The 25,502-nt window shown below is 70.9% G+C and carries 25 protein-coding genes; 15 read left to right on the forward strand and 10 right to left on the reverse strand.

Annotated elements, in window-relative coordinates; genetic code table 11:
• Positions 1-25: 25 nt before the first annotated feature.
• On the forward strand, positions 26-1,813 hold the full coding sequence (locus tag ACGF5U_RS30590) for a hypothetical protein (protein ID WP_392718090.1): 1,788 nt from the start codon (positions 26-28) through the stop codon (positions 1,811-1,813).
• Positions 1,814-1,851: 38 nt separating this feature from the next.
• Here ACGF5U_RS30590 and ACGF5U_RS30595 read toward each other — a convergent pair whose 3' ends face one another.
• Positions 1,852-3,012, reverse strand: coding sequence for a protein kinase (locus tag ACGF5U_RS30595; protein ID WP_392718088.1), 1,161 nt, complete (start codon positions 3,010-3,012; stop codon positions 1,852-1,854).
• Positions 3,013-3,349: 337 nt separating this feature from the next.
• Here ACGF5U_RS30595 and ACGF5U_RS30600 point away from each other — a divergent pair, with 337 nt between their 5' ends.
• Positions 3,350-3,487, forward strand: a complete 138-nt coding sequence (locus tag ACGF5U_RS30600) for a hypothetical protein (RefSeq protein ID WP_392718086.1) — start codon at positions 3,350-3,352, stop codon at positions 3,485-3,487.
• A 51-nt stretch (positions 3,488-3,538) separates the two neighbouring features.
• Here ACGF5U_RS30600 and ACGF5U_RS30605 read toward each other — a convergent pair whose 3' ends face one another.
• Positions 3,539-4,816 carry a hypothetical protein gene (locus ACGF5U_RS30605; protein WP_392718084.1) on the reverse strand — a complete coding sequence of 426 codons (1,278 nt, stop codon included), beginning with the start codon at positions 4,814-4,816 and terminating at the stop codon, positions 3,539-3,541.
• 336 nt (positions 4,817-5,152) lie between these two features.
• Here ACGF5U_RS30605 and ACGF5U_RS30610 point away from each other — a divergent pair, with 336 nt between their 5' ends.
• Entirely contained in the window at positions 5,153-5,704 is a 552-nt protein-coding gene (locus ACGF5U_RS30610; protein WP_392718082.1) for a hypothetical protein, read from the forward strand.
• Complete coding sequence (locus tag ACGF5U_RS30615) at positions 5,701-6,720, forward strand: CopG family transcriptional regulator (protein WP_392718080.1); 1,020 nt, start codon at positions 5,701-5,703, stop codon at positions 6,718-6,720. The genes ACGF5U_RS30610 and ACGF5U_RS30615 overlap by 4 nt, the downstream gene beginning before the upstream one ends.
• 125 nt (positions 6,721-6,845) lie before the next feature.
• Here ACGF5U_RS30615 and dnaB read toward each other — a convergent pair whose 3' ends face one another.
• The 5 genes from dnaB to ACGF5U_RS30640 form a co-directional block, all read right to left on the reverse strand.
• Positions 6,846-8,192 carry a replicative DNA helicase gene (dnaB, locus tag ACGF5U_RS30620; RefSeq protein WP_392718078.1) on the reverse strand — a complete coding sequence of 449 codons (1,347 nt, stop codon included), beginning with the start codon at positions 8,190-8,192 and terminating at the stop codon, positions 6,846-6,848.
• Between the two features lie 87 nt (positions 8,193-8,279).
• Positions 8,280-8,780: a hypothetical protein gene (locus tag ACGF5U_RS30625; RefSeq protein ID WP_392718076.1), complete on the reverse strand. Its 501-nt coding sequence runs from the start codon at positions 8,778-8,780 to the stop codon at positions 8,280-8,282.
• A gap of 316 nt (positions 8,781-9,096) precedes the next feature.
• On the reverse strand, positions 9,097-9,960 hold the full coding sequence (locus ACGF5U_RS30630; protein WP_392718074.1) for a DciA family protein: 864 nt from the start codon (positions 9,958-9,960) through the stop codon (positions 9,097-9,099).
• A 9-nt stretch (positions 9,961-9,969) separates the two neighbouring features.
• Positions 9,970-11,415, reverse strand: coding sequence for a winged helix-turn-helix domain-containing protein (locus ACGF5U_RS30635; RefSeq protein WP_392718072.1), 1,446 nt, complete (start codon positions 11,413-11,415; stop codon positions 9,970-9,972).
• 1,005 nt (positions 11,416-12,420) lie between these two features.
• Positions 12,421-12,699 (reverse strand): helix-turn-helix domain-containing protein, encoded by a 279-nt coding sequence (locus ACGF5U_RS30640; RefSeq protein ID WP_392818950.1) that lies wholly within the window; start codon positions 12,697-12,699, stop codon positions 12,421-12,423.
• A gap of 102 nt (positions 12,700-12,801) precedes the next feature.
• Here ACGF5U_RS30640 and ACGF5U_RS30645 point away from each other — a divergent pair, with 102 nt between their 5' ends.
• Entirely contained in the window at positions 12,802-13,449 is a 648-nt protein-coding gene (locus tag ACGF5U_RS30645; protein WP_392718070.1) for an HAD family hydrolase, read from the forward strand.
• Between the two features lie 4 nt (positions 13,450-13,453).
• Positions 13,454-14,293: a DUF1932 domain-containing protein gene (locus ACGF5U_RS30650; protein WP_392718068.1), complete on the forward strand. Its 840-nt coding sequence runs from the start codon at positions 13,454-13,456 to the stop codon at positions 14,291-14,293.
• Between the two features lie 7 nt (positions 14,294-14,300).
• Here ACGF5U_RS30650 and ACGF5U_RS30655 read toward each other — a convergent pair whose 3' ends face one another.
• The 3 genes from ACGF5U_RS30655 to ACGF5U_RS30665 form a co-directional block, all read right to left on the reverse strand.
• Positions 14,301-14,870 (reverse strand): guanylate kinase, encoded by a 570-nt coding sequence (locus tag ACGF5U_RS30655; RefSeq protein ID WP_392718066.1) that lies wholly within the window; start codon positions 14,868-14,870, stop codon positions 14,301-14,303.
• Positions 14,867-15,904: an AAA family ATPase gene (locus ACGF5U_RS30660; RefSeq protein ID WP_392718064.1), complete on the reverse strand. Its 1,038-nt coding sequence runs from the start codon at positions 15,902-15,904 to the stop codon at positions 14,867-14,869. Before ACGF5U_RS30660 ends, ACGF5U_RS30655 begins: the two co-directional genes overlap by 4 nt.
• Before the next feature lie 179 nt (positions 15,905-16,083).
• Complete coding sequence (locus ACGF5U_RS30665) at positions 16,084-16,875, reverse strand: GntR family transcriptional regulator (protein ID WP_392718062.1); 792 nt, start codon at positions 16,873-16,875, stop codon at positions 16,084-16,086.
• A gap of 426 nt (positions 16,876-17,301) precedes the next feature.
• Between ACGF5U_RS30665 and ACGF5U_RS30670 the strand changes: the two genes are divergently transcribed.
• From ACGF5U_RS30670 to ACGF5U_RS30710, 9 genes are all read left to right on the forward strand, one after another.
• Positions 17,302-17,910, forward strand: coding sequence for a hypothetical protein (locus ACGF5U_RS30670; RefSeq protein WP_392718060.1), 609 nt, complete (start codon positions 17,302-17,304; stop codon positions 17,908-17,910).
• A gap of 230 nt (positions 17,911-18,140) precedes the next feature.
• On the forward strand, positions 18,141-18,404 hold the full coding sequence (locus tag ACGF5U_RS30675) for a WhiB family transcriptional regulator (protein WP_392718058.1): 264 nt from the start codon (positions 18,141-18,143) through the stop codon (positions 18,402-18,404).
• A 102-nt stretch (positions 18,405-18,506) separates the two neighbouring features.
• A complete protein-coding gene (locus ACGF5U_RS30680) occupies positions 18,507-18,656 on the forward strand; it encodes a hypothetical protein (protein WP_392818952.1) in 150 nt (49 codons plus the stop codon).
• A gap of 202 nt (positions 18,657-18,858) precedes the next feature.
• On the forward strand, positions 18,859-19,050 hold the full coding sequence (locus ACGF5U_RS30685) for a DUF5999 family protein (RefSeq protein ID WP_392718135.1): 192 nt from the start codon (positions 18,859-18,861) through the stop codon (positions 19,048-19,050).
• Between the two features lie 98 nt (positions 19,051-19,148).
• Positions 19,149-19,505, forward strand: coding sequence for a hypothetical protein (locus tag ACGF5U_RS30690; protein ID WP_392718054.1), 357 nt, complete (start codon positions 19,149-19,151; stop codon positions 19,503-19,505).
• Positions 19,506-19,641: 136 nt separating this feature from the next.
• Positions 19,642-22,212, forward strand: coding sequence for a hypothetical protein (locus ACGF5U_RS30695; protein ID WP_392718052.1), 2,571 nt, complete (start codon positions 19,642-19,644; stop codon positions 22,210-22,212).
• A 188-nt stretch (positions 22,213-22,400) separates the two neighbouring features.
• Positions 22,401-22,892 (forward strand): hypothetical protein, encoded by a 492-nt coding sequence (locus ACGF5U_RS30700; protein ID WP_392718050.1) that lies wholly within the window; start codon positions 22,401-22,403, stop codon positions 22,890-22,892.
• A complete protein-coding gene (locus tag ACGF5U_RS30705; RefSeq protein WP_392718048.1) occupies positions 22,889-23,125 on the forward strand; it encodes a hypothetical protein in 237 nt (78 codons plus the stop codon). The genes ACGF5U_RS30700 and ACGF5U_RS30705 overlap by 4 nt, the downstream gene beginning before the upstream one ends.
• A 143-nt stretch (positions 23,126-23,268) precedes the next feature.
• Positions 23,269-25,494 carry an ATP/GTP-binding protein gene (locus ACGF5U_RS30710; RefSeq protein WP_392818954.1) on the forward strand — a complete coding sequence of 742 codons (2,226 nt, stop codon included), beginning with the start codon at positions 23,269-23,271 and terminating at the stop codon, positions 25,492-25,494.
• Positions 25,495-25,502: the final 8 nt, after the last annotated feature.

Here is a 25,502-nt window from a genome sequence, read left to right on the forward strand (position 1 = left end):
GTCAGGTGTGGGAGGGGATCCGAGGATGGTCAACGCCCGTACGTACCCGCTGTGGCGGGAGCTCGCGATGAGCGAGGACCTGCCCAAGGAAGCCCTCAAGACGGTGATCGAAGCCCTGTGTACTCCGACGACGACGCCGGACGGCTTCGACGCCCAGGCCGACCGGTGGCGGGAGGAAGCCCTCAAGGCCGCGCTGCCCGCGCTACTGGCCCGGACCTCTGCCAAGCGGCTGCGCGGCCGGCTCCTGGTGCACGCCGACGAGAAGACGCTGGCCGCCCTGGCATCCGACGGCACGGTGACCGCCGCCGACGTGCCCGCCATCCTGCGGCACCGCCGGGCCTGGGCCGGGCTGATCTCCGCGCTGGCACGGCACCCCGGCCAGGTCGAGGCGGCCATCGCGCTCCTGCCCCGCCTGCCCGACCATGAGGTGGAACAGGTCGTCCGGGACTGGGATCCCGACCGCTACACCCGCACCAAGGACACTGCGCCGGCCCCGCCCGTGCCGCCGGAACTGTTCGACGCCGTCCTGGAAGCCTGCCTCACCCCGCTCGCCGCGTACCTCCTTCACCCGGAGCCCGAAGAGGGCTGGGAGGCGGTGTCCGCGTTCTCGAAGGACTGGTCGCTGGAGCTGGGGGGCCGCGCCTGCTGGGCGATGCTGGCCCGCTGCCCCCAGCGGTGGGCGCAGCTCACCGCGCACCCCGATTTCGGGGCGGCTGTCCAGCACCTGCTGCTGGACCAGGCCGAGACGCAGGCCCTCGAGGACGCCCGCCTCCGCGCCGCCGACCCTGATGGTGAGGAACTGCCCGTCGACCCGGCGCCCGCGCTCAGCGAGGACCTGCTGCGCGCCTGCCTTCCGGCCCTGTGCCTGCCGGAACTGGCCGACCTGCCCAACCCGCAGGTGACCGCCCGTCGGACCCTGCACCACATCGTCGACCGCGTCCGCAACAACCCGCGCCTGGCCGACCTCGCCGCCGACCAGCTGCACGCTGCCGCCGACGCTCTCGTCACCCGTGGCCAGCTGCTCACCTGGTCCGAGAAGCAGGAGAGCGACTACGAGTTCGACGGCCGCGTCCTGCGTCTCGCCGAGGACCTGGCCCTCCTCAGCGCCAACCCCGACCACCTCGCCGGGGCCTGCGCCCAGCTCGCCCGGCTGGATCCGCCGGCCGTCATTTCCCCCAAGCCGAGCCGGACCCTGATCCGCGTCCTCGACAACACCGACCCCGACCACGACCGCCCGGCCCGGCTCCTGGAACGCCACTCCGAGCACCGCCGGGTCCAGGCCCTGACCGTCCTCGCCGCCAACCCGCACACCCCGCACACCGCCGTCGCGGACGTCTTGAACGGGCTGCACCCCGCCGAACTGGCCTGGATCGCCGAGAAGGCCGGCGGCCCCGACTGGTTCCTGGCCGCGGCGGCCGCCGTCCCGGTACCCGAAGACGAGGACGACGGTGTGGTGCGGCTGGTGGACGACGACGAACTCGGCAAGCACCCCGACCCTGCGGCCGTCCTGCAGTCCTGGCTCGACTCCCCCGCCACTGGGGAGATCCTCTCCCGCTCCGAGGTCTACCGCGCTGTCATCAAGTCCCGCTACCGCACCCTGGAACACCTACGCCAGATTCCCGCCGACGAAGTCCTCGCCAACCACGAACCCGACGTCGCCCTGAAGATCCTGCTGGACCACTGTGGGCGCAGCACCGACCGATGGGAGGCACTCGCCGCCGCCATGACCTTCGGCTACGACGACGAGAAGATCACCTTCGGCCAGCTCCTCGACTCCTTGGAACCCACGCCCGTGAAAGTGCAAACGTCCTGATAGCCGCGGTGCCTGCGTCGACGCCGTAACAGGTGCGGCTACACCTCGATCCGCACGACGACGAAGAGGTCGCCCGTCTCCCCACCATTCCTTCCAGGCCATCCCAGTCCTCTGAGGCGCAGTCGCTGCCCCGCCCGGACTCCTGGGGGAAACCGGACCCGGTGAGTGGTCTCAACAAAGACCTCGCCAACCCCTTGGCAGGCATCGCAGTCTGCGGCGCCGTGCGCACTGCGCATGGAGGCACAGGCCGGGCAGGGTCTCGGGTCGGTGAGACGAAGCCCTTTGATCGCGCCGTGGGCTGCGAGCCAGGGGGTCACGGCGGATCGGACGTATCTGTCGGGGCCGCGGCTGGGTGAGTCCCCGTCGTAGTACCGCCGTTCGATTCCGCGGAGGGCCAGCATGGCCGCGAAGGCATCGGCTGGGCGGTCGTCGGGGTTCTTGGCCAGGAGTCTCGTGACGAGCTTCGCCAGTTCCGGCGGGATGGCCGGTCGCAGTTTGAGCAGGGGAGCCGGCTGTTCGTTGAGATGCTGGTTGATCAGGTGCCAGGAGGTTCCGGTGAAGGGCCGCTGCCCGGTGATCATCTCGTAGAGCACGCACCCGAGCGAGTACAGGTCGGAGCGGTGGTCGAAGTTGCCGCTGAAGCACTCAGGTGCCATGTAGGCCGGGGTTCCGATCAGGACGCCACTGGTGGTGATGTCGTGCCGCTCGTCGCTGCCCTTGGTGATACCGAAGTCCACGACTGTAGCTGTGCCGTTGGGGTGGACGATGATGTTGGAGGGCTTGATGTCCCGGTGGGTCAGGCCCGTCTCGTGCGCGGTGCCCAGGGCGTCGGCGACACAGGCCGCCGTACGCAGAGCGTCAGGGAGTGGCAGCCGTCCGGCTTCCAGGACGGCACTGAGGGGCTTGCCGGGGAGCAGCTGCATGACAAGGTAGGCGTACAGGCGCCCGTCGTGCATCGCGGAGCCGAAGTCGTGCACGGTGACGATGTGCGGGTGGGACAAGCCGCCGGCGACCGCGGCCTCGCGGGCGAAGCGGGCCGCTTGCCGTTCGTTGCCCTCACTGCCGTCCTCGGTGAGGACTTTGACCGCCACATGACGGTCGACCTTGGGGTCGTGCGCTTTCCAGACCTGCCCGAATCCGCCTGCGCCGATCGGTTCGATCAACCGGTAGCGGCCGTCCAGCACGGTCCCTGCCTGCACGATTCCCCCTTGTCGGTACGCACCGCGATGCACGGTGTACCAGGCGTGTACCCGTCACGCTACGCCGAAGGAACCTACAAGGTCAGTGTCTATCGGCGGCCGCCGCCATCACGGTTGGGGTGGCGGGACTTCACGGATCGCGCCCGCTCGGGCCCGGGCGCGCCGTACGGTCGTTCCACGGATGGCGACCAGGCAGTGACGCGCCGCAACCCGGCTGCTCGCCCTGACGCTGGCCACCCAGACCGACGCCTCGGGACGCCTCGGTGCCGGCGGCCAGGGCATCGCCCTGACCGCTCTCGCCGCCTGGGTTCCCGTCAATTCCGGGGAGCTGCAGCAGATGGTCGACCAGCTCACCGCAGCGGACTGGCTCACCGATGCCGCCCTCACCGACACCCACCTCGCCGGGCAGCTGACCGAACGCGTTCTCCCGCTCACCTGCCCTCTCCGGCGTGAGGCACAGCAGCTCGGCGAGTGAGCCGACGGAGTCATTCCCCGTCATCGGCTCCGGCGTGTCAGCTCTCGTGGATCACCCGTCGCGTAGTGCTTGGAGTTCTGCCCGGGTCAGTGTGAAAGGAGGAGTGCGGCCTTTCCAGTCCTGTTCGACGGCGTGCCGCAGACGGTCCGGCGGCAGTTGTCCGTCGTGGCCGGGGGCGGTATGGGTGATGTCGTCCAGGAGCAGGCCGATGAGCCTGGCCAGTGCGACCGGGCCGCCGCCTGCGTACCCGTAGGTGTAGCCGCCGCCGATCTGCGGTGCGGGGAACACCGTGCCGTCTTGGGTGGTCACCCATACCGAGTTGTGGCCGGGGCCGATGGTCAGAGTGGCGAGCGGTGAGTGGGCCGGCAGGCGGTGCGGGGTGATGGTCTCGATGACGTCGCCGGTCCGCACGGCGGGCATGTCGGTCACCGGGTCGACGAGGATGTCCTGCTCCTGGTCGTCGCCGAGGTACGGGGCGAGCGCGGTACGAGGGCTGGCCTGCAGTCGGGACGCCCACTGACCGGCCTGGACGCAGGAGGACGGGTCCACGGTGACCTTGCACGAGCCGGGGAAGTACCGGGTGGCGCCCAGGACGTGTCCCAGGCGGGCGCATTGGGTGGCGAGGACGTCGGTGCGGTGCAGGATGCTCCTCCAGCCATCCCGCAAGATCTCCTCGGCGATGGGCTGGGGCGGGTGCGGCATGACGGGGCGGGCGGCCACCGCGATGGACGCGACGTTGTCGCTGGCATCGACGTACTCGGTGATCTCCCTGTGTGCGGAGTCCGCGCAGTCCCACAGGGCGCGCCGTGCGGTCTCGAGCGCGGCCGCGGCCGGATGGGAGCCGTCGGGTTCCTCCGCGGCCAGGCGCAGCAGCGGCGCCGGGTCCGGAGTGACGACGGCCGGCATCTGCACGGCGGGCGCGCCGGGCTTCCAGGCCATCATCAGCTCGGGGTCGCGCAGATTCGAATGCCAGTAGGGGGCGGGCATGCCGAGCACCCGCTCCAGGCGGTGCCAGGTGGTGCCGTAGTGCTTGTCCGGGCCGGCGGCGTCGATCGCCTCCAGGCTCGGTCCGTCAGGAGGACCGTAGTCGGCTTCGACCACGGCCAGGGCCACGGCGTCCTCGGCCAGCTCGCGCAGCAGGGCCAGGCCCGGGAACGTCATCCCCACCTCATCGCCAACCCCGTGGGCGAGCACGACGATCCCGAACTCCGTCTCCCACCGGTACAGCACCCAGTCCCGGCGCCGCTGCGCTCCAAGGAACCGGGACGGCCTGCTCGCCACCGCGTTCCACAACAGCCGCGTCGCGCTCCCGGAACGTTTGAACACCACGAACCTCGGCCCCCTTGACTCCACCCGGCGACTCCATACCGAGCACCATCCAAGCCGAGTCAGCCGCCGTCCGTGATCAGATCCAGCGGAATGCCGAAAGAGCCGGTGCGTGCTCGGGCTGCGCGTGCCGGTGGTCGCCGGGGGCGCGCGGCATCCCAGCCAGCCGACCAACTCCCCAGCGCGAGCCCGGCGCCAAACGGGAGGTCAGTCATCGAGCGCTGCAATCCGGCCACCTCCGGTGAAGTCGCGGCGCGGGGCGGGTGGCGGCCGGTACGGTCAACCGGTTTCGCGGCCGGCAGGCGGGAGATGTCCCGTAGGCGCAGAGGAGGGGGACCGGTGGCCGAGCTTCACGAGGAGATAGCCCAGGAGGTCACGGGGCTGCAGGCCGAGATCACTTCGGCTCTCCAGGGTCTCGACCGCTTGGACGAGGACGACCCGCAGTACCCAGCCGCCTTCGCACGCCTGGTGCAGGCGGGCAACGCGCTGCTCGAGTACGAGGCGCAGGTGCCGGCCCGGTTGGAGCAGCCTCACCTTGAGGTGAGCACCAAGTCGTTCACGGTGGCGTTGTGGGCCCACGCGGCGTGTGCGGTGCTGCTGTGCGTGGCCGCCGGAGTCGGCTGGATCAGCGGCGGGTGGAGCCTCCTTGCGGTGGTGCAGCTGATCGGGACCTCCGCGTTCTACACGGCCGGGCACAAGCCCCTGCCGGGCAAGCACCGGCAGCTGCGGCACGCCGCCGCCGTGCTGGGCATCGCCAGCGTCGCGGTGCCTCTGCTCGCCTTCGGAGTGCTGCCATGGTGGGTGTGGCTTCTGCCTCTGCTGTGCTGGGCCGGCGCCTACGGCCTGGCCAGCGAAGCGGGCGGGGACGGCGCGGGGAAGGCGAAGGCGTGAGCGGCTACAACTCACTGGACCTGGGCGAGGAGCAGCGCTGCCGCATCGATGCGCTCAAGCGCAGCCAGGACACCTTCGAACGCAACACCGACTACGCCATCTCGAACCTCACGTCGAAGCTGTCCGACATCGAGGAGACGGTGGAACGCCTGGAGGATGGTGAGCGCAGCACCACGCGGCGCCTGGAGACCCTTGAGTCGGATCTGCAGGAAGCCAAGGAGACGGCCGAAGCCCGCTCTGAGGAGCTGGAGGAGTCGATCTCCGAGACGGAGACGGGGCTGGAGAGGCTGGCCACGCGGGTGAGCGCGCTGGAGCGGCACCTGCGGCAGGCCGAGGGCGCCGTCGTCGTCGACCTGGACGTCGACCGCGGAGGGAAGCTGAGAGGGCTCGGTCTCGCCGTCGAGGAGGGGCTCGCCGCCGAGGAAGCGCTCCTGTCGGCGCACCAGCGCAACGTCCTCCAGCTACGGATCACCCACTACCAGCAGGCGCGGCAGGCGCTGGCCGGGCACCGCTCCACCGTCCGTGAAGCCGCGGCCGTCCTGGCCTCCACGGAGGCCGGCGACCCGCGCCGCAAGAAGGCCGAGCAGGCGTTCACCAAGGCCGCCGTCGAGGCCCACAAGGGTCAGGAACGGATCGGGCGACTGGCTGAGAGCGCTCGGGGCGCCCAAGCCGAGCAGGCCGCGGACAACGCCCGCCGTGCACAGTCGGCCGCTGTCATCGAGGCCGGCCAACGTGCGCGGACCCAGCTACGGGTACGCCTGCGCAGCCGGCTGTCCGACGCGCTCACCGGCACCGACCTCCTGCCCGTGTGGTTCACGACGGCGCTCGGGCCCATGGCACCGCCTCGCCGCGCGGAGGAATGGCTGGAGACCGCCTTGGACGTCCTGTCCTACCGGGTGACCTACCAGGTCACCGATCCCGTCCTCGCCCTCGGAAGCGCACCGGACGCGAGCGGAACCCCTCGCCGGGCCGCACGGTTCAACGAGCTGAAACGGAACCTGCGCGACTGGGGATAGCCACGTGCCCCTGGGTGCCCGGCCATCAGATTCTTTACGCCGTAAAGAGGGACTCCCCCGGCGAACCGGTTCCACTGGAAACGGCACAGCGCCACGTTGGCTCGGCGACGCCGCCTGGAGCAGGGTCAGTCCTGTGCCATGTCGACGAAGCGCCCATAGTGGCCTTGGAAGGCCGTGATGATGGTCGCGGTGGGCCCGTACCTGTGCTTCGCGACGATCAGGTCGGCTTCGCCGGCGCGGGGTGAGTCCTTCTCCCACATCTCTTCGCGGTGGATGAGGATGACGAGGTCGGCGTTGTCCTCCAGGGCGCCGGAATCGCGCAGGTCGCTGAGGTAGGGCATCTTGTCGGTGCGCTGTTCGGGCCCGCGGTTGAGGGTGGAGACGGCGATGACGGGGATCTCGAGTTCCTTGGCCAGGTTCTTCAGGCTGCGGGCGATCTCGGAGACCTCTTGGTAGCGGGATCCGAGGGGGCGGGTGCCGTAGTTGAGCAGCTGCAGGTCGTCGACGGCGATGAGCTTCAGGCCGTGCTGGCGGTGCAGGCGTCGGCAGTGCGCGCGCATCTCGGTGAAGTTGGCGTAGGGGTCGTCCTGGAGGTAGAGCGGGGCTCCGGAGACCGCGGGCATCCGCTTGGCGAGGCGGGTCCAGTCGTCGTCGGTCATGGTGCCGGAGCGCATGTGGTGCAGGGCGACGCGGGCCTCGGCGGCCAGGAGCCGCATGGTGATGTCGGTGCGGCGGGACTCCAGCGCGAAGTAGGCGGCGGGCAGGTTGTGCTTGACGGCCGCGGAGCGCAGCAGGTTCAGAGCGAGGGTGGAGGTGCCCATGGTCGGGCGGCCGGCGATGACGATGAGCTGGCCAGGGTAGAGGCCGCCGGTCAGGGCGTCGAGGTCGCTGAAGCCGGTGGGGATCCCGGCGGTCTCGCCGGGACGCCGGCCGATGGCCTCGATCTCGTCCAGGGCACCTTCCATGACGTCGCCCAGCGGGCGGGACTGCGGGATCCGGAAGCGGCTGCGGTTGGTGGCGGCGAAGATCTCGGCCTCGGCGGTGTCGATGAGGCGGTCGACGGTCTCGGCGGTGACATCGGTGGTGAGGTCCTCGATGCGGGCGGCGGCCACCATCATGCGGCGCAGCACCGCCATGCCCTGGACGGTGCTGGCCGCCTTCACCCAGGAGTCCTTCGCCGTGGGAGTGCCGGCCAGCTTCTGCAGGTAGACGTGGCCGCCGACGTCGGCGAGCTCGTCGCGCTTGGCGAGCTGGTCGGCGACGCTGCGCATGTCCGGGTCCTCGTCGCGGACGTAGACCTCCAGGATCGCCAGGTAGATCCGGCCGTGGGCGCGGCGGTAGAAGTCCTCGGGATGGAGAAGTTCGACGACGTCGGCGATGGCCTCGGTGGAGCGCAGCATCGCGCGCAGGACGGTCGCTTCTGCTTCCAGGTCGTGGGGAGGCTGCGAGGTCGGGGTGTCGTCGGTGGTCACGGGTCTCCTCCACGTCGGCCCGGCCAGCGGGTCCTGATGCTCAGCGGCGTCCAGCGTAGCGACGGCGCAGGGAGCTGCCGTGCGACTTCAGGACAGCCGGTTACGGTCGGCTCGGGCCCTTGCCGCCGCCTTGGCCCGCACGACGTCGGCCAGGGGCGGAGCGTCGGGCTGTTCGCTGCCGACCGGGAAGAGGTGCATGGGCTCATGCGGAGCCGACCCGGCCAGCTGGCGGACGATGTCGGCGAGCCGCGCGTCCTCGTGCGGGGCCCGAGCGGCGGCCGCGAAGGCGTGCGGCACCCATGCCGGGGCCGGCACCGGCGCGGGCGAGCCTGCGGGCTCGGGCGGCAGGATGACGACCTTGGACACGGCGTTGCGTCCGAGGGCCTCGTTCACGTCCTGCACGATCCGGTCCGCCATCAGGCGGCCGTGGGTGGACCAGGCCACGGACTTCCCGCGCAGGCTCAGAGTTCCGGAGGCCGCATCGAAGCTCACAGCGATCAGCTTGTCGGCGAGGACTCCACCGAGTGTGGGCCACCGCCTGATGATCGTCGTGTCCTCCGGTGGAGGCCAGCCGTAGAGCTCGGCCACCTCCGCCATCGTGACGGCGAGGGAGACGGGGCGCGGACTTCCCGCCCGAAGCTGAGGCCGCCACCCTCTGCGAGCCGTGCGGCCCCTATGCGCCCGGGCGGCACGCTTCGCATGGTGCAAGGCGATCAGCGCCAGATCGTCCCCACCCGGTTCGGTCCCGTAGGGCGTCTGCTCGACCACCGAAGTCCCTCCTTCGTCCCAGCACCCCACCCGGTTTGGGCCCGGAGCCAGGTGCAGACGGCTGATCATGCCTGCCACTCCTGCGACCGACCGCTCATCCCCGAGAGCCTACGCATCGGCACCCCTTTGATCTTCCTCATGCCGACTTCCGGACCACCGGCGTCTCATGGCCCGCGGCCCTGGCCGCCCGCTCCTGGCGCGCCATGCGCAGCGCGGCCGCATGGGAGGCGTCGGCTTCCCGCCGCCGCTGGGCACGGGCTGTCTCGAGCTGGCTCGGGCCGCCGTCCGGGTCCGGCTCGGGATCCGGGAAGGCGCGGCGGCTGAGTTCGCGCATCGCCCGGGTCTGCCGTTCAACCGCCTCGGAGATGGCCGGGTCGACCCGCCGGGCAGGCGTGACGGCCTGGTGGGCGGCGAGCGCCTGGTGGTAGCCGGGCGATGCCTTCTCCCGGGTCTTCACCGGCATCTCGGGGGCGGCCGCGGGCGTCGGTGCGGTGGCTGTCTCGCGCGGCGCCGGGGCCGTGGCGCCGGCGGCCAGGACGCGGACGGTGCGGACCGCCTGGGTGCCGACCGCGTCGTTCGCCGCGGCGACGATCCGGGAGGTGATCAGGCGCAGCTGGGTGGCGTACGCGGGTGAGTCCGGGCGCAGGTCCAGCTGGCCGGTCTCCGCGTGGAAGGCGACCGCCTGGACGTGCGCGGCCAGCTTCGGGGAGAGGCCGGCCGCGATGTCCGGCCACTGGTCCAGGATGCTTCCGCCGGCGGCCGGGATGTCCCAGGCCCGGTCGGCCATCAGGCCCTGGAGCACGGCGGCGAACCCGGTCGGCTCCCGGCCGTCGCGCCGCACCGTCGCCCCGGTACGGCGCTTCGTCTTGCGGGTGCCGGACTCGCCGCGGGCCTTGGCGGCCTCGCGCGCCTGGTGCAGTGCGACCCGGGCCAGGTCGACGCCCGACAGTTCCGGGGCCGGCTGCTCGCTGCTGCTGGTGGTGTTCAGGGTTTCGGTCATCACGGCCTCCTACCGGCGTGCGACGGTCATGTGGTTGGTGCTGCTGAGCAGCTTGCGTACGCGCTGCACCAGGTCAGCGCCGTAGATCTCCTCAGCGCCGGCCGGGCCGAGGGTGTCGAGCGTCGTGATGACCTGGTCGGGCCTGCCGAGCATGAACTCCTGCCAGGCCGTGGCCCGGAGCTCCGTGAGCGCTTCCTCGCTGGGCACGTCGGGGCCGGTCTCGCCCACGTTCTGGTGGTCGTCCGGGAGGTCGTACTGCGGCTGCTTCGGGGTGAGCGCATCGGCGACCAGGCGGCGAACGGACTCGCTGCGTGGCGGCGTCCAGTCGCCCTCCCACTCCTGGTGACGGGCCTTCTCAGCGCGGCGGGAGTCCCGGTACGCCTGGACGGCGCGGGCCCGCCCTTCGGCGTGCGGCCACAGCGCCACCGCCCCCTTCAGCCGACCGGCAAGGAACCCGGACGGCCGGTGCACGGTGCCCGGGGCCTCGCCCAGGTCCAGGAACGCGATCACCTCATCGGCCGTCCAGCCCGCGTCGGAAACGTCCTTGAGGATCCAGGCGATCCGGGGCACCGCAGCACGGCCCATCCACGGCACCCGACGGATCAGCTCCGAGGCCAGCTGGAAACGGCGCCCGACGCTGTTGAGCTTCCGGCGGCCGCGCTTGACCTTCTTCGGGGTGGGGGACTTGCTCTGCCCGCTTGCGAGCTTGCTCTCAGAGGGGAAGGAAGTAGTACCCGCAGAAGAAACACTGCGGGAACTACCCCCCATTGGGGTGCAACGGACCTCATCCGAAACAGCCGTCACAGCACCCTGGCCAGCACCCCTCCGGGCACCCTTCGACGGGGCCTTCGAGGACGACTTCGCCCGCCGCTTGCGCACCTTGCGAGCCGCCTTCTTCGCCAGCGCCGCCATCAGCTCCCGGCCGGCCTCCGCAATCCCCGTCATCCGCCGCCCGGTGCCCTCACCGGCCGTACGCACGCCCAGCGCCACGTCGAACTCCACCGGCACCATCCGCGCGAACTCCGACGCCTGCGCCGCCGCACCGCGGACCCGGGTGCCTCGCACGACGTACGCGAGCAGCCCGGCCTCCCGCAGCATCCCCAGGTGGTACTCCACCGACCGCTCCGACAACCCGGTGCGGCGCACCAGGTACTCGATCCCCGGACGGCACGGGAACAGCTCCGCCAGCTCCTGGGCGACGCGCACCGTCGTCGGCCCGAACGAGCGCGGCCCGTGCGACCGGTAGCGGCGCGGCTCGTACAGCCCGGATCCGGCGACCCAGTGGACCGCCTGCATCCAGGAGTAGCCGTCCAGCGCGATCCGCCCCGTCGACGTCGTCAGCCACTGGAACGCCTCCGGCACGTACAACGTCGCGGGCAGCACGGAGACCGCGTCGTCGAGCGACGGACGCGGGGCAGGAATCAGCGCGACGGCCGGTGCCGCCGTGCCGCTCATCGGCCCACCGTCCCGGCCGTGGCGGTGAAGATCGCCTGTGTCGTCATCCGGCTGGTGTACACGCCAGAGCGGACACCCCCCTCAACAGGCAAAACGCGCGCTTCTTGATCCATCCGCCGAGCCTGCACGAGGCGGCCTGTGGACAGAGGCCAGCGAGCCCCGATTGCCCCCGTCACTCCCGCGCGGCGGGCAACAACTTCAGGTCGCGTCCCGCCACGCGGGAAGCCGCCTGCGAGGACGCTCCTCTCGACGGAGTTGTGGACGACGTCCGTGAGCGGGTGCACGAGCCGGTCGGCGGGTGCCGCGACCGGGCCCGACGAGACCGCTCCGAAAGCACCGTGCTTGTAGCTTCCTACCGGAAATCCAACTTCCGGTACGAACCGTACGAAGAGGGAGGAACCGTACGCCGATCCCGTCACATGGGAAGGCCACCTCGCCTGAACCGGGGTGAAACGGACATGGCCAAGCTGACAGGGGACACCACTCTCGGGCACTATGAGAACGACCGCCTCTCTGTATCACTCGGCGTATCGCCGGGTGCATGTCTCAGCAGATGGGTGGGCGCGCCCCCTCCGTGAGGAGCGGGCACACACAGGACCAGCACCACCACGGCCTCACGGCCGGCGGTGGGGGGAGATTCCTCCTCTCGTCTCGGTTCTGGTGAACCGCAGGGCCCCCTGTCACAGAGGCCCCGCGGTGGGCGATACGCCGGCCGTTGTCAGCGACCGGGGTCTTGCTCGGTGGCCCTTGTCAAAGGGGCCTGACCCGCTTGTCAGGCGGGGTTTTGCTAGGTGAAGAAGTGGCTCGATGAGCCGAAGCCCAGGACCGGCGTCAACCGGGACTGAGCAGCCGACTGGGGTGTCAAGCCCGGTCGGGAATGAAGGGCCGCGCGAGGCCGGTGGATTGTCAGTCCGCCTTCTGGCGCGCGCGGCCGGTGGCGGTTACGTCACCCCGACCCCCTCGAAATCGAAGGTGGAGTCGGCGTACCCGAAACCGGGCGGGAGGTTAGTCCTCACCCAGCACCTCCTGTACAGCGGCCGGGTGTTCCTCGGCTAGCTGGCGAAGGAACGCGGCGTACTTCAGGCGATTGTTGCGATGGGGCTGGGTAAGTCCTGCCTCCCACCGTGCGACCGCGACACGCTGAACGCCCAGGGCCTCAGCGAGTTCCGCCTGAGTGAGTCCTCCGGCGCGGCGCAGCTGCTGCCGAACGCGAGGCGGCGGAAGCGTGTCGGCATCCATGAAGGCATCGACTCGACGCATTGGATCCGGCATTCCAGCCTCCATCTCAGGCAACGTATCGAGAAAAGATACACTACGTGATCTCGGAGCAGGATGCGTTGTTACCGCGAACTGTGTTCTACGCCAGGCCCGGTAGGGTCCGTGCCCATGTCCCGCCTCGCGCTTTTCGATCTGGACGGCACGCTGGCCGACCGTCAGGCGGCGTTCAGCGACGCTGTGACCGGCCTGTGCCAGACGCACGACCTCGCTCCGGACGCCGAACAGTGGTTGCGTAGCGAGCTGGCCGACCGGGCGAATGCCGCCGACTTCGCCCGGCTGAAAGAAGCCTTCGACCTGGAGGTTCCCGCCGAGCAGCTGTGGCAGGAGTACGTCGACTTCATGGCTGCCATCGTCACCTGCCGACCAGAGGTCCTCGAGGGCCTGACCCGACTGCGCGCGGCCGCGTGGACGATCGGCATCATTACCAACGGGGCCGGCGACATCCAGCGCGCCAAACTCGCCGCGACCGGCCTTGCCGACCTGGTCGACGGTGTTGCGGTCTCGGGAGACCTGGAGATTCGCAAGCCGGACCTGCGCCTCTTCCAACTCGCAGCCGCTCGCTGCGGCGCGAACCTCCTGGATGGCGGCTGGATGGTTGGTGACAACCCGGCCGGGGACATCGGCGGCGGCCTCCAGGCCGGCCTGCGCACAATCTGGCTTCGCGGCCGTCCATGGCCGGACGACCTTCCCGCCGCGCACCACGTCGTCGACGACGTCACCGACGCCATCACCATCCTGCTCAACGAGACGGAGTAGCACCGTGGACCAGCCGACAGTCGGCATCCTCCACCCCGGCAGCATGGGCGCCGCCGTCGCCGCCTGCGCCGCGGTGAACGCGTCCGAGGTCCTCTGGTGCGAGGCCGGGCGCAGCGCCGCCTCCGCAGCGCGCGCCGAGCAGTTCGGCCTGACGCCGGTGGCCGTGCTGCCCGAGTTGCTGGACCGCAGCGACATCGTCATCAGCCTTTGCCCGCCAGCCGCCGCCGAGGACCTGGCCCACGACGTTGCCGAGTACGGCTTCACTGGGGTGTTCGTAGAGGCAAACGCCATCAACCCCGAGCGGACAAAGAGGATCACCACGCTGCTCGAACCGGAATCGATCGTCGTGGACGGCGGCGTCGTGGGCTCCCCGCCGGTTCGCGGGAAAACCCCAACGCTGTATGTCTCCGGTCCCGCCGATACGACCGCGCGGATCGAGGCCCTCTTCGCGGGCACCGCAGTGCGGACGAAGGTGCTGGGCACGGAGGTCGGCAAGGCGTCCGCGCTGAAACTGTCGTACGCCAGCTTCCAGAAGACGTCGCGGGTCCTGGTGGCGCTCGCGGTCGGAATGGCGCGCGAGCACGGCGTCGACCAGGAGCTCATCGAGGTCGCCTCGCGGCGCACCGACTCGTACCTGTCCGAACCGCAGTACGTGGCCAAGACGGCGGCGCGCGCCTGGCGCTGGGGCCCAGAGCTGGACGAGGCCGCCGACGCGCTCGCGGCCGCCGGCCTCCCGCCGGAGATGCTGCGCGCGGCCGCGACCACGCTGGCACGGTGGCACGACGTCAAGGACGACGGCGAGCTCACGCTCACCGATGCCCTGGACCGACTCGCCCAGCCGTAGCCCGCGCTCATGCCGTCGCCGCTCCCGCCCGCCGCATCAGCAGCTGGTCGATGAGCCGCGCCGCGTCCTGCGGCGTCGCCGCCGTGGTGTCCACGGTCAGGTCCCAGACCATGCCCGGGTGCGTGTCCAGGTCCTCGCGGGTCGCGTCCCACGCCGCCAGGCGCGCCGTGGTGTCGGCGTCACCGCGCCCCGCCGATCGCTGCGCGGTCGCCTCACGCGGGCACCACAGCAGCACCACCGACCAATCAGCCGGGTAGTCGTCGACCAGCGCTCGGATGCCGCCGATCTGCCCGAGGTGCACTACAGGTACCCCGGCCGCGAACGCCGCGTCGACGCCCGGCCGGTCGATCACATACGTGTTGCCGTACCGCGCGTTCGCGTAGACCACGTCGCCCGCGGCCTCGAGCTCGTGCAGCTGCTCCGCTGTGCCCATCCGGTAGCCGGCCGACTTGCCCCTCCCGACCTTGAGCCGCGCGAACTGCGCGTACTTCGAGTTCAGCTCGGTGAGCGCGGCGGTGACGCTGTCCTTGCCCGACGCCGGCGGGCCGTACAGGATCACGCCCTGACGTCCGGTCACGTGTACATCGCCCCCATCGCCTGCCGGGCTTGGTCCGCGAGCGTGACTGCGGTGCCCAGCCGGTTGTCGACGACCAGGTGCGGCACCGCCGGGCGAAGGTCGAGGTCGATGGTGGCCATGTACTCGTCCCACCGTTGGAGTTTCCACGCGTCCCGGGCCGCAGAGCGGAATCCGATGTACTCGCGCATCGACTCTTCGTCGCAGCGCACCCATACCGGGAAGACGTCGACACCCATCGAGCCCGCGCGATTGGCCAGGCGCTGCATCCAGGCCGGGTCTGTCATCTCCGCGATGAACGGGGCGGTCAACACGGTGGAGATGCCGCACTTGATGTTGGCCATGGCCGACTGCATCAGGCAGTCGTACTCCACTGGCCGGACCTTCTCCCGGTAGAGATCGGTGTGCCGGTCGTTCGCGTCGCCGCCCAGTGCCACCAGGAGGCGTTCCACGAGCGGGCGGGTGAGCGGGTCCTTGTCGAGCAGAGGCCAGCCAGTGAGCTGAACGAAGAAGCGGGCGAGCTCGGTCTTCCCGCTGCCGGCGAATCCGCCGACCAGGATGAGCACCGGGCGGTGGGGGTCGCCGCCCGTGTGCCGGCGCTTCCACGCGTCGATGATCCGCTGCTGCAAGTCGAAGTGGTCGGCTTCCTCCGAGCCCGGCGCGATGCGATGAATCGCGCGCTCAACAGCCAGAACATGTGAGCCGTTGAGGCGGTCGTCCATCGGCGTGAGCTTGAAGGACGTCTCCTCACCAGGCAGAGCGGCCCGGAAACCCAAGTCGGGCTCGGTAGCCCGGTAGAGGAGACAGTAGGCGCGCCGGTAGTGCGGGCCCGGGTAGACCTCGCCCTGCTCGTGCTGCCACAACGTCTGGGGATTCGCAGCGGGAATGCCCTTGAGCTTGGCCTGCTCGGCAACCGCCCGGAGGCGCTCACCGGCCTTTTCCAAGGTCAGGCCGTGGGCCTCGCGCTGCTCCCGCAGCCGGTCCGGTCTCCACCCAGCTCGCTGCTTCCCCACCCTCTGCCCCTCCGTCATCGTCATGGCCGCGAGCCTAGGGCTCAGGCTGCAAATCGCATGTATACGCGGATGTTGAAAACGCGTGAATGGCGGTGCGTACAGGCTTCGACAAGCCCCTGTGATGGTTCGTCCTGCCTGGCCCGAGTGTGATGGCCCTCACGAGATCAGCCGACGGGAGGGACACCATGGCACGTGAGGTGCTATCAGCGGTCGTCGTCACCATCTCCGTCGTCATCAGCGAGTCGAGCACTCGCGTGGCGTCGGATGGAGTAGCCGATCTCGAACTCCTCGGCGCTCATCCGGGTGTCGTTCAGCTCGACAACCTCGCCGTTGGCGCTGGTCGTGACTCGTACGACACGCAGGAGCGGAACGCCAACGTCGGCTGGGAGGTTCAGCGCCTCCGCCTCTTCGGGCGAGGGCATCCGGGCGGAGACACCTTCGCTCCAGCGGAGGGGGCGGTGGCCCATCTCCTCCAGGCGGTCATAGATGCCTCCGGGCCCCGTGTCGGCCTCCGCGAGCCGAGTTCCTCGAGCGAGGTCGGCCGGCAAATAGCTGGTCGCCAACTGCTTCGGCATTCTGCTCTCGGGGTCGCCCATCACGCGGTCACGAACGAGGACTTCGGATCCGGTGGGGAGGCCCATGAGGCCAGCGAGATCAACCGGAACGATGTCCCAACGCAGGGTGGGCGGCGCCAAGGCCACCCACGGCTGGGCAGTCTGATCGAAGTAGTAACCGATCTCATCGCGGAAGACCTGACGGGACCGGGTGATGCGCCGCTTCTCAGGGCGCTCTCGCACGATGGTCCCTCGGCGGCGCACCGCGACGACCAGACCCTCTTGCTCCAGGAGCGAGATGGCGCTTCGCACGGTCTGGTAGCCAGCGCCGTAATGAGCTTGGAGCTCGGTGAGCATCGGCAGCTTGTCGCCCGGCATGTATCGCCCCTCGCCGATCTGCTGTCGCAGGTCAGCGGCGATGTCGCGATACGAGACGGGCATCGGAGCCACCTTTCAGAGTGCTACGCGGGATCTGATTCTAGGGCTAGCTCTATCAGGCGGCGATGTGCGAGCACAACCGATCGACACGAATAGAGCTATCGCTATTGACTCGGTAGCCCGTCGTGGTCTCTACTAGGCGATAGCGATAGCCCTAACGCTCCGTTGAGCAGGGGTTACGCCCCTTGTGCCACTGCAAGACCGCAGTAGTCGTCCGCCCTTCGGGGCGGCGGGGTAGTCCTCGGGTCACTCCGTAGGACGCGAGAGCACCATCGAACTCCCCCGGAGCCTGACGGCACGACGACTGCTTGTACGTCGCAGCGCTGTGCGCTGTCTGTCCTGCGGGACGCCGGCCTTGTGCCGTGCGGCCCGGAGGGCGGAGAGAGCATCGCGACGCTCCCCCTGCCGCTCCGTCCATGAGGAGTTCAGATGTCTGCTTCGACCCTTGAGCGCACCGCCCGCCCCCGGAAGAGCCGGACCCGCTCCCGTACCGTCAGCGCCCGCCCGGCGCTCGCCCTCTCCACCCTCAAGCCCCACCAGTACGACCTGCGCCCCGCCTGCGCGTCGCTGGTCTGCCCCGACTGCGAGACGTGGGTGCCGATCACCGGCCTCCAGACCAGGAAGCCCAAGCTCGTGCCGCACGACACCGGCCGCGCGTTCGAGGTTCCGGCCGTCCGCTGCCGCCTGGGCAGCAACCGCCTGGTCACGGTCGACGTGTCGGTGAAGAAGTGGCAGGAGCGCCTGGAGGACGGTCACGCGGAGACCGGTCACCGCCGCCGGACCACCGTGCGGCGCAAGCCCAAGGTCGCGGTCGCCCCGGCCGTCAGCCAGATCGCCGCGCAGAGGCAGGCACCGACGGACGACAAGCGTGGCAACGACCGGCCCCTGTGGCGGCTGCGCAAGGAACAGTGGGCGGCGGCCGAGTCCGCGGTTCGCGACACCGACACCCGCCGCGCGCAGCTGCCCGTCGGTGCCGCGCCGCTGGGAGCGCCGCCAGTGCCGCTCAAGACGTTGCACCCCGAGCGCCGCGCGAGCTGACCTGCTCCGGACGAACGACCACGGCCCCGGCCACCCCGCGAGGGGCGGCCGGGGCCGTGGCTGCTCGTACGACAGCCAATACGGCGACAGCCCCGGCGACTTGAGACCCCCGGGGCTGTCCAGGACCCGATTGGAGACCTGATGCCTACCAGCATCGCACGGAACGACGGCGACTCCGACCCGATCATGGACGAGGCCCTGCGCCGCGTCCGCGAGGGGCGGTGACCGGCATGGACTGGCGTCACAACGCGGTCTGCCGCGAAGAGGACCCGGAGCTGTTCTTCCCGATCGGCAACACCGGCCCCGCCTTGCTGCAGATCGAGGAGGCCAAGTCGGTGTGCCGCCGCTGCCCGGTCATGGAGCAGTGCCTGCAGTGGGCGCTGGAGTCCGGCCAGGACGACGGCGTGTGGGGCGGGCTGTCCGAGGACGAGCGGCGGGCGATGAAGCGTCGCGCCGCTCGGAACCGGGCCCGGGACGCGAAGGTGGCGGCATGACGGACGCCGACCAGAAGCGCTTGGAGGACGACCTCCGCCGGACCAACTCCGATCACGACTTCGGCCGGCGCTCGCGTGGCTGAGTCGCTGTACGACCGCTACATGAGGGCCGCGGCTGCCAGCCGCGCGCACGGCGAGACCTGCACCAGGTGCTCGCCCGGCGCGCGGTGCGCCGCTGGCCAGGGCCTGTACGAGTCGTTCGCCCGGCTCCAGGACGCCTACCTCGCCCAGCAGAAGCAGCGGCGAGGCTGACCGCACGGCGGGACGGAAGTCCAACTCCACTCCCGCCTGGCGCTGTTCGACCAGGCCGGTCGCCCGCAGGACGGGCGGCCGGCCTTCCGCACGCCTCCAGCCCGGGAGACCATCTCGGGCTTCCCCCGTAGGAGAGCCCATGCGTAGCAGCACCCCGCTCGACACCGCGACGACCGCCAGCACCACCCGGCTGCCGGACTCGCTGTGCACACACAACCCCGCGTGCCCGACCGCCGACAGCCCGGACCGGGAGGCCGCGCACGTCGTGGCCGCTCACCCGGAGCAGGGCTGGAGCCTGCTATGCAACGCCGTCGTGGTCTTCGAGGACACCGGCGAGCTGCTCCCCGACGGCCAGGTCATCGCCCCGCACCGGCCGCTCGCGGCTCTGGCCTGACGGCTGCCTGATCCGCCCGCGCCGACCGCTTCGGCGGCCGGGTCGGGCGGTGACTGGGAGCCGGACAGTCCGGACCACCTGACCCGCCAGGAGTTGCCGTGCGCAACAGCACCCAGAGCACCACCCCCGCCGTCACGTTCCAGCGGGGCCAGTACGTCCTGTACCGCGACCCGGAACTGTTCTGGACCGGGCAGCCCCGCCACACCTTCGTCTGCCGGATCGACCGGATCTGCGTGGGCGGCGCCACCTACGACCTCACGCCGCTCCCGTCGGGCCGCCCGATCCACGCCGCCAGCCGCGACTACATGCGGCTGCTCCCGGCCACCGACGCGATGCACGACATCGACTCCGCGCCGCTGAACGAGACGGACACCGGGGCGATGACCCCGGCCGCCGTCGCCTGGCTGCGCCAGTACCTCATGTCGGACGCCGACGCGCTGCCCGCCCGGCGCTGACCACCCAGCACACCGGCCCTCCGAGTCCCCGGCATTAGAGCTGCCGGGGTCCCGGAGGGCCTGGTGACGACCTTACCCACCGCCGTAGATCCACGGTGCCCCTTCTCGGAGGCGCCCGGAAGAGAGAGGACTTTCCGTGGCCACCAAGCCCGCCACCCGCCGCCGGCGCCCCGCGGCGAACCCGAAGCCCCGCAACGGGCGCGCCAAGGCACCGGCGTCGCCGGCCTTCGTCCCCGCCCAGGCTGCCGCGCCCGAGGAGACGGTGCCGCTGGTCTTCCCGGAGGCCGACCCGGTCCTGGCCGACGCTGCCGACCGCGCCGCCGACCTTCGGGACCTGGCCGCCGACGACGTCGCGCGGATCCTCGCCGACGCGGAGCGCGCCCGCACCGAGCTGCTGGACGGCGCGCACACCGAGGCCGCCTCGATCACCGAGGCCGCCACCGCGGAGCAGTCCCGCCTCCTGGCCGCAGCCGCGACGGACGCCGACCGGGTCCGCACGGAGGCCGCCACCACGGCGGCCGCCGACGCCGACGGCGTTCGTGCCGCCGCCGAAGCGACGGCGGAGAAGCTGCTCGCCGATGCGCGTGCGGAGGCCGACACCATCACCGCGGCGGCGGCCGGCGAGGCCGAGAAGGTCCTCGCCGACGCCAACGCGGCTGCCGAGCAGCTGCTCGCCGACGCGCGCCGCCAGGCGGATGAGGTCGCCACCACGGCGGCCGCGCAGGCGGAGCAGGTCCGCACAGAGGCCGCTCAGGCCGCCGCGCAGACCCTCGCCGACGCGGAGAACGCGCGCACCGAGCTGCTCGCGGCGGCGGAGCGCACCGCGACGGAAACCCGCACCCGGGCCACCACCGACGCCGACCAGCTCCTTCAGCGGGCGCGCGGCGAGGCCGACCGGCTGCGCGAGAGCGCGGACGCCCAGGCCGTGCAGGTGCGCACCGAAGCGGAGAAGGCGGCCGCCGAGCTGCGTGAGGACGCCTCCCGCGAACGGGAGGCGTCCCGCGCGGATGCGGCTCGTACGCGCGCGCTCGCCCAGGAGGACATCGGCCGGCTGCGGGCGACGGCGGCTGAGGACGCCGAGCGGCTGACCCGTACCGCTCGCGAGGAAGCCGACCGCATCCTGGCCGCGGCCCGCACCAAGCGGGACGCGGAGCTGAAGGCAGCCGAGGAGGCCCTGGCGCAGGCCCGGATGCGGGAAGCGGACGCGGAGGTCACGCTGAAGGCCGCCGACGACATGGTGGCCGAAGCCGCCGCCCGGATGAAGCGCGCCACCGACCGCACCGAGCGGGCGCTGGAGCGCAAGCGCCTCAAGCTCCAGGCCAAAGGGGAGCGCAGGGACGCGAAGGAGGCCCGCCGGGCCAAGGCCCGTGAGCTGCGGGCCGCGGCCCGCAGCGGGAAGCCGTCCGTGACCGACCGCGTGAAGCAGTTCGTGAAGGTCAACGCCGAACGCCTGATGGTGATCGGTCCGATCACCGCCCCGATGGCCGTGGCGTGGACGGGCCAGGCCGGCTTCGCCGAGGACATCCTCGGCTGGGTCGTCCCCTTCACGATCCTGTTCGCCGCCGCCTGGGAGCTGTCGACGGCGTTCGTGGGCTGGATGTACCACCAGGCCCGCCAGAGCGGCGACGCCGGAACCCTCTACCGGGTCTCCACCTGGATCTTCGCCCTGGGGGCGGCGGTCATGAACTTCTGGCACGCCTCCGGGCAGCCGGTGGCCGGCAGCCGGGTCTGGGACGCGAAGAAGGAGATCTGGACAGAGCAGATCACCTACTGGCACTTCACCCCGAAGGCGGTGGCGTTCGCCGCCATGAGCATCGTCGGGATGGTGCTGTGGGAGCTGTACGCCTCGCTGATCCACCGTCGCAAGCTCCGTGAGGACGGCAAGGTCGCCAAGGCCCGCCCGTCCATCGGGGCGGTCCGCTGGCTGCGCTACCCGGTCCACTCCTTCACCGCATGGTCGCTGGCGATCACCGACCCGCGTCTGACCACGCTGGACCGGGCCTGGACCGCAGCGGGCGCGGAGCTCGCGGACCGCAAGGCGGTCCGGACCGGTCTGGCCCTGCACCGGGTCGTCGTCCCCCGCATCGGGGCCCACGACCACGGACCGGCAGCCATCCCCACCGTGCTCACCCTGACCCGCACGGACCGGAACGGACCGCTGGAAAGCCCCGCTGCGGTCCGCCCGGTCCAGCACGGCGGGTACGCGGTCCGCTCCGGTCCGGCCGACCGGAACGCGGTCCACGGTCCGGTCCGGACCGTAGGGGCCACGGACCGGACCGGCGGACCGGCGCTCGCCCTGGAGGCCGGTCCGGCCGGTCCGCAGGGCGCTGACCTGCGGACCGACTCCGGTCCGGACCGTGGGCCCCGGACCGTGCCCGCCACCCAGAGCCCGGCGCCCAGCCGGGGGGTGACGGTCCGGACCGACGACGTCGCCCCCGGGCCGCAGGAGCCGGACCGCACCGGACCGGCCGACCAGGAAGGCCCGGAAGGCGTCTCCGGTCCGGACCGTAGCGGGGACGGCGGTCCGGACCTCACGGTCATCACGCTCACGGACCTGGAGCGGACCGCGCTGGACCGGCTCCGGACCGACGGTGAGCCGCTGAACCGGACCAACATCGCCAAGGCGGTCCGGACCGAGGGCGGCACCATCGCCACGGACCGCGCTGGACAGATCGCCGTGGCCCTGAAGCAGCACACGGTCCGCTGACCGGACCGCCCGCACGACGCCCTGCCGCTCATGGTCGCCACCGGACCGCGCCTCGCGCGGACCGGTGACGGCCACGGCCGGCAGGCCAGTTCAACCGCACCCGCAACCCCCGAGCGGGTACGGCGGGCCAGGCCCGCACGAGCACCACCAGCCCCCACGTACGCAGATCCGACCCCACGGAGGACCCCGTGAGCACCGAAGACAAGCCCTTCTTCGACGACCCGAACGCGGCGCTGCGCGAGATCGCGCAGAACCCCGCCGCCTACGCGCACTACCTCGCGGACTTCAACAGGGTCGTCCTGGACATGCAGGCCAAGCTGGAGATCCTCCAGCGCGAGACCCGCGTGCACTGCCGCGGGACCCGCGTGGAGGGCGACAAGATGGGCCAGGCTTTCCTGCGTTCCTTCCCGGTGGAAAAGTCCCTGAACGACATCCTCAAGAACCTCAAGAGCATTAGTTCGGGACTGGAAAAGAGCGCCCACAAGCGCCACGCTCACGACGAAAAGGTGAAGGAGGTCAAGAAGAACCGGAAGGAAAAGGCGCAGATCAAGGCGCGTAAGAACAACCCGCCGCTCCAGGCGGCCCCGGAAAACCCGGGGCAGTCGGGTGCGCAGAGCCCGAATATGGGCTATGGTGGCCCCACGTCGATTTACAACCTGGACCGCAGGGAGTCGGCGTGAGTGCCGGTCGCCCGCTCACGAAAGCAGAGCGGAAAGATTTCAACCGTGCGGAACATGAGCGGAAAATCAAGCGAGAGCTGATCGCCAAGCACGGAAACGACCTCGGCAACTTCTACTACTGGCTTCGGCTCGTAAATATCCGAGGCACGCAGGCTTACCGCAACGGGAACACGGACTTCATCCGTGAGGTCGCGCTCGCCCTGCACAACGTCTACGGCCGTCACAACGGCTAGCTCCCCGCAACCCGCACGAAGGGCCGTCTCCGACTCCCGGGGACGGCCCTTCGGCAATCCCAACGCGTGACGCGTGCCGCGCGTGCCGCGCACGCGCGTACGCGAGGCCGGTGCCGACTGTCAAGCCCAGGAGGAGGGGTCGCGTGTCCGACGACACCGACAGCAACGTGATCAGCCTCCCCACCCGGGGCAGCGATTCCGGCGGAATGCCGGACGCTCCCGACGGCGGGGATCTCTTTTATTCCGAACCGCCCGACAGTGGCTCTGGCAGCGTTGTTCCGCCGGAGTCACCGGCGGAGACGACAATGGAACTCCCGCCTGTTCGTGGCCCTATTTCCCCGGAAACCGCTTTGCGGGAAACGGGAATGCCCGACGCGCCGGATTCCGACGACGGAGAATACGAGGAAGGCGAATACGAGCAGCCTCGTTCTCTCGCCGATCGCCTCGGTGACTGGCTGGAATACCGGCTGGAAGTGGCGCGGGACCGGCACGCCGGGGAAGCGCCCTTCCGCGAGGCTGAAATAGCGCGTAAGGCCGCGCTTCTGGAAGCCCGCACCGCCCAGGAAACCGCGATGATGGAGCAGAACGCCAAACTCCACACGGCGCAGATGAAGGCGAAGGCCGACAAAGCGGCGGCGCGCGGCAAGGCCGACGCGGCGCGGTCCTCCAGCTCCGGCATGGGCGCCGACAAGGGCGGCCGCTCGAAGGCCGGCGGCGGGGGCGGCTCACGCGGAGGCGGCAGCAACTCCGGCGGCGGCCGTGGCTCGGGAACGAACGGGTCCGGCGGCACCGGTCGCGGCACCGGGAGCGGCAACTCCCCCAAGGGCACCGGGAAGGGCCCTGATCGCTCCGCTGGCGGTCGTGGGGGCCCTTCCAAGGGCAATGAGTCGTCCGGGGGGCCGAAAGGCCGTCAGAACGGCTCTGGCGGCTCCGGCAAGTCCGGGTCCGGCAAGGGCAGTTCGAGCGGCTCCGGCGGCAAGAACGGCTCGGGCGGCTCCGGGGGCGGCAAGGGCGGCTCGAAGGGCGACGGTGGCAGGACGCAGAACTCGCCGGCCTCCAGCCCCCGGGCCGAACGGGCCCGCGGCCGCCAGGAGCGCGCCGCCGCCCGCCAGGCCGCCCGGCAGCAACGGCGCAGCGCTGACCAGGCCGCGAACCTCGCCGACCGCAGCAAGGACCGCGACCAGGACCGCGCCAACCAGCAGGCGGCGCGGGAGGAACGCCGCCGGGCGAAAGCCGAGCGGAAGGCCGCGCGGAAGGCGAAGCGGGAGGCCGCCAAGGCCGCCGACGACCGCACCACCCTCGGTGCGGCCGTGGCGGAGGAGGCGCAGCGCCGCTGGGACAAGCGCCGCGCGGCGGAGAAGGACAAGGCCGCGAAGGACGATGGCAAGGCCAAGGACTCCACCAGCGACAAGGACTCCGAGGCCACCACCAAGAAGATGCCCAAGGACGGCCCTGAAACGGCCGCTGACGGCACGAAGGACGACTCCGCGACCAAGGAGCCGGACGACGGCAAGAAGACCGGCGAGAAGCCCTCTGAGGGCTCCGGTGACACGGACCCGAAGGACGGCACCGGGACGTCCGACGCCCCCAAGCCCGACGACGTCAAGGACCCGCCGGGCACGGACGACAAGCGCTCCTTCAAGGAACGGCTCAAGGAACGGTTCGGCAAGACCGGCGCTGCGCCGGACCCCGATCCGGAGGAGCCGCCACGCAGTGTGAGGCCCGAGGACCTCGGCCACACGATGGATCGCCCCGACCGACCGGACGGGCCGTCAGACCCCCCGAAAGCGGCTGAGGAAGACGTCGTTGACGCAATCGTCGTCGACGATCCGACCGACCCCTTCGGCGCCTACGTCTCCCGTCCGGCTGGCCTGCCGCCTGCTCCGGAGCCCCACACCCAGCGTCCCGGCACCACCCGACCCACCGCACAGGAGGACCCCGTGGCATCGGAGGTCAGCAGGCCCACGTCGGGCCAGACCGGCATGGCCGCCCAGCACCGCACCGACATCACCTTCGGCGAGTACCTGATGGAGATCGTGAACATCGCGATCGCCGCCGCGCTCGACAAGGACCGCGCCCAGGAGCTGGCCGTCGCGCTCGGCAAGGTCGCCGACGCCCTGCGGGACATGGCCGCCGACCTGGTCGGCGACCACAACATCGCCACCGAAGTCGTCGACCAGATCACGGACCTGGCCGACGCCGCGGACCGCATGAAGCAGCTCGCCGAACGGTGCGCCACCGAGTGCGAGATCGCCTCCGAGGCCGCCCGGATCGCCGCCATGTCGGTCGGCCGCGTCTACGGCCAGGACATCCAGGCCATGGACGACGCGGGCCTGGCCAACGCCTCCTCCGCCGCCCACCACGACTGAGAGAAGGG

It is taken from the genome of Streptomyces sp. NPDC047886 (assembly GCF_043204435.1).
In the GTDB taxonomy this organism is placed as follows: domain Bacteria; phylum Actinomycetota; class Actinomycetes; order Streptomycetales; family Streptomycetaceae; genus Streptomyces.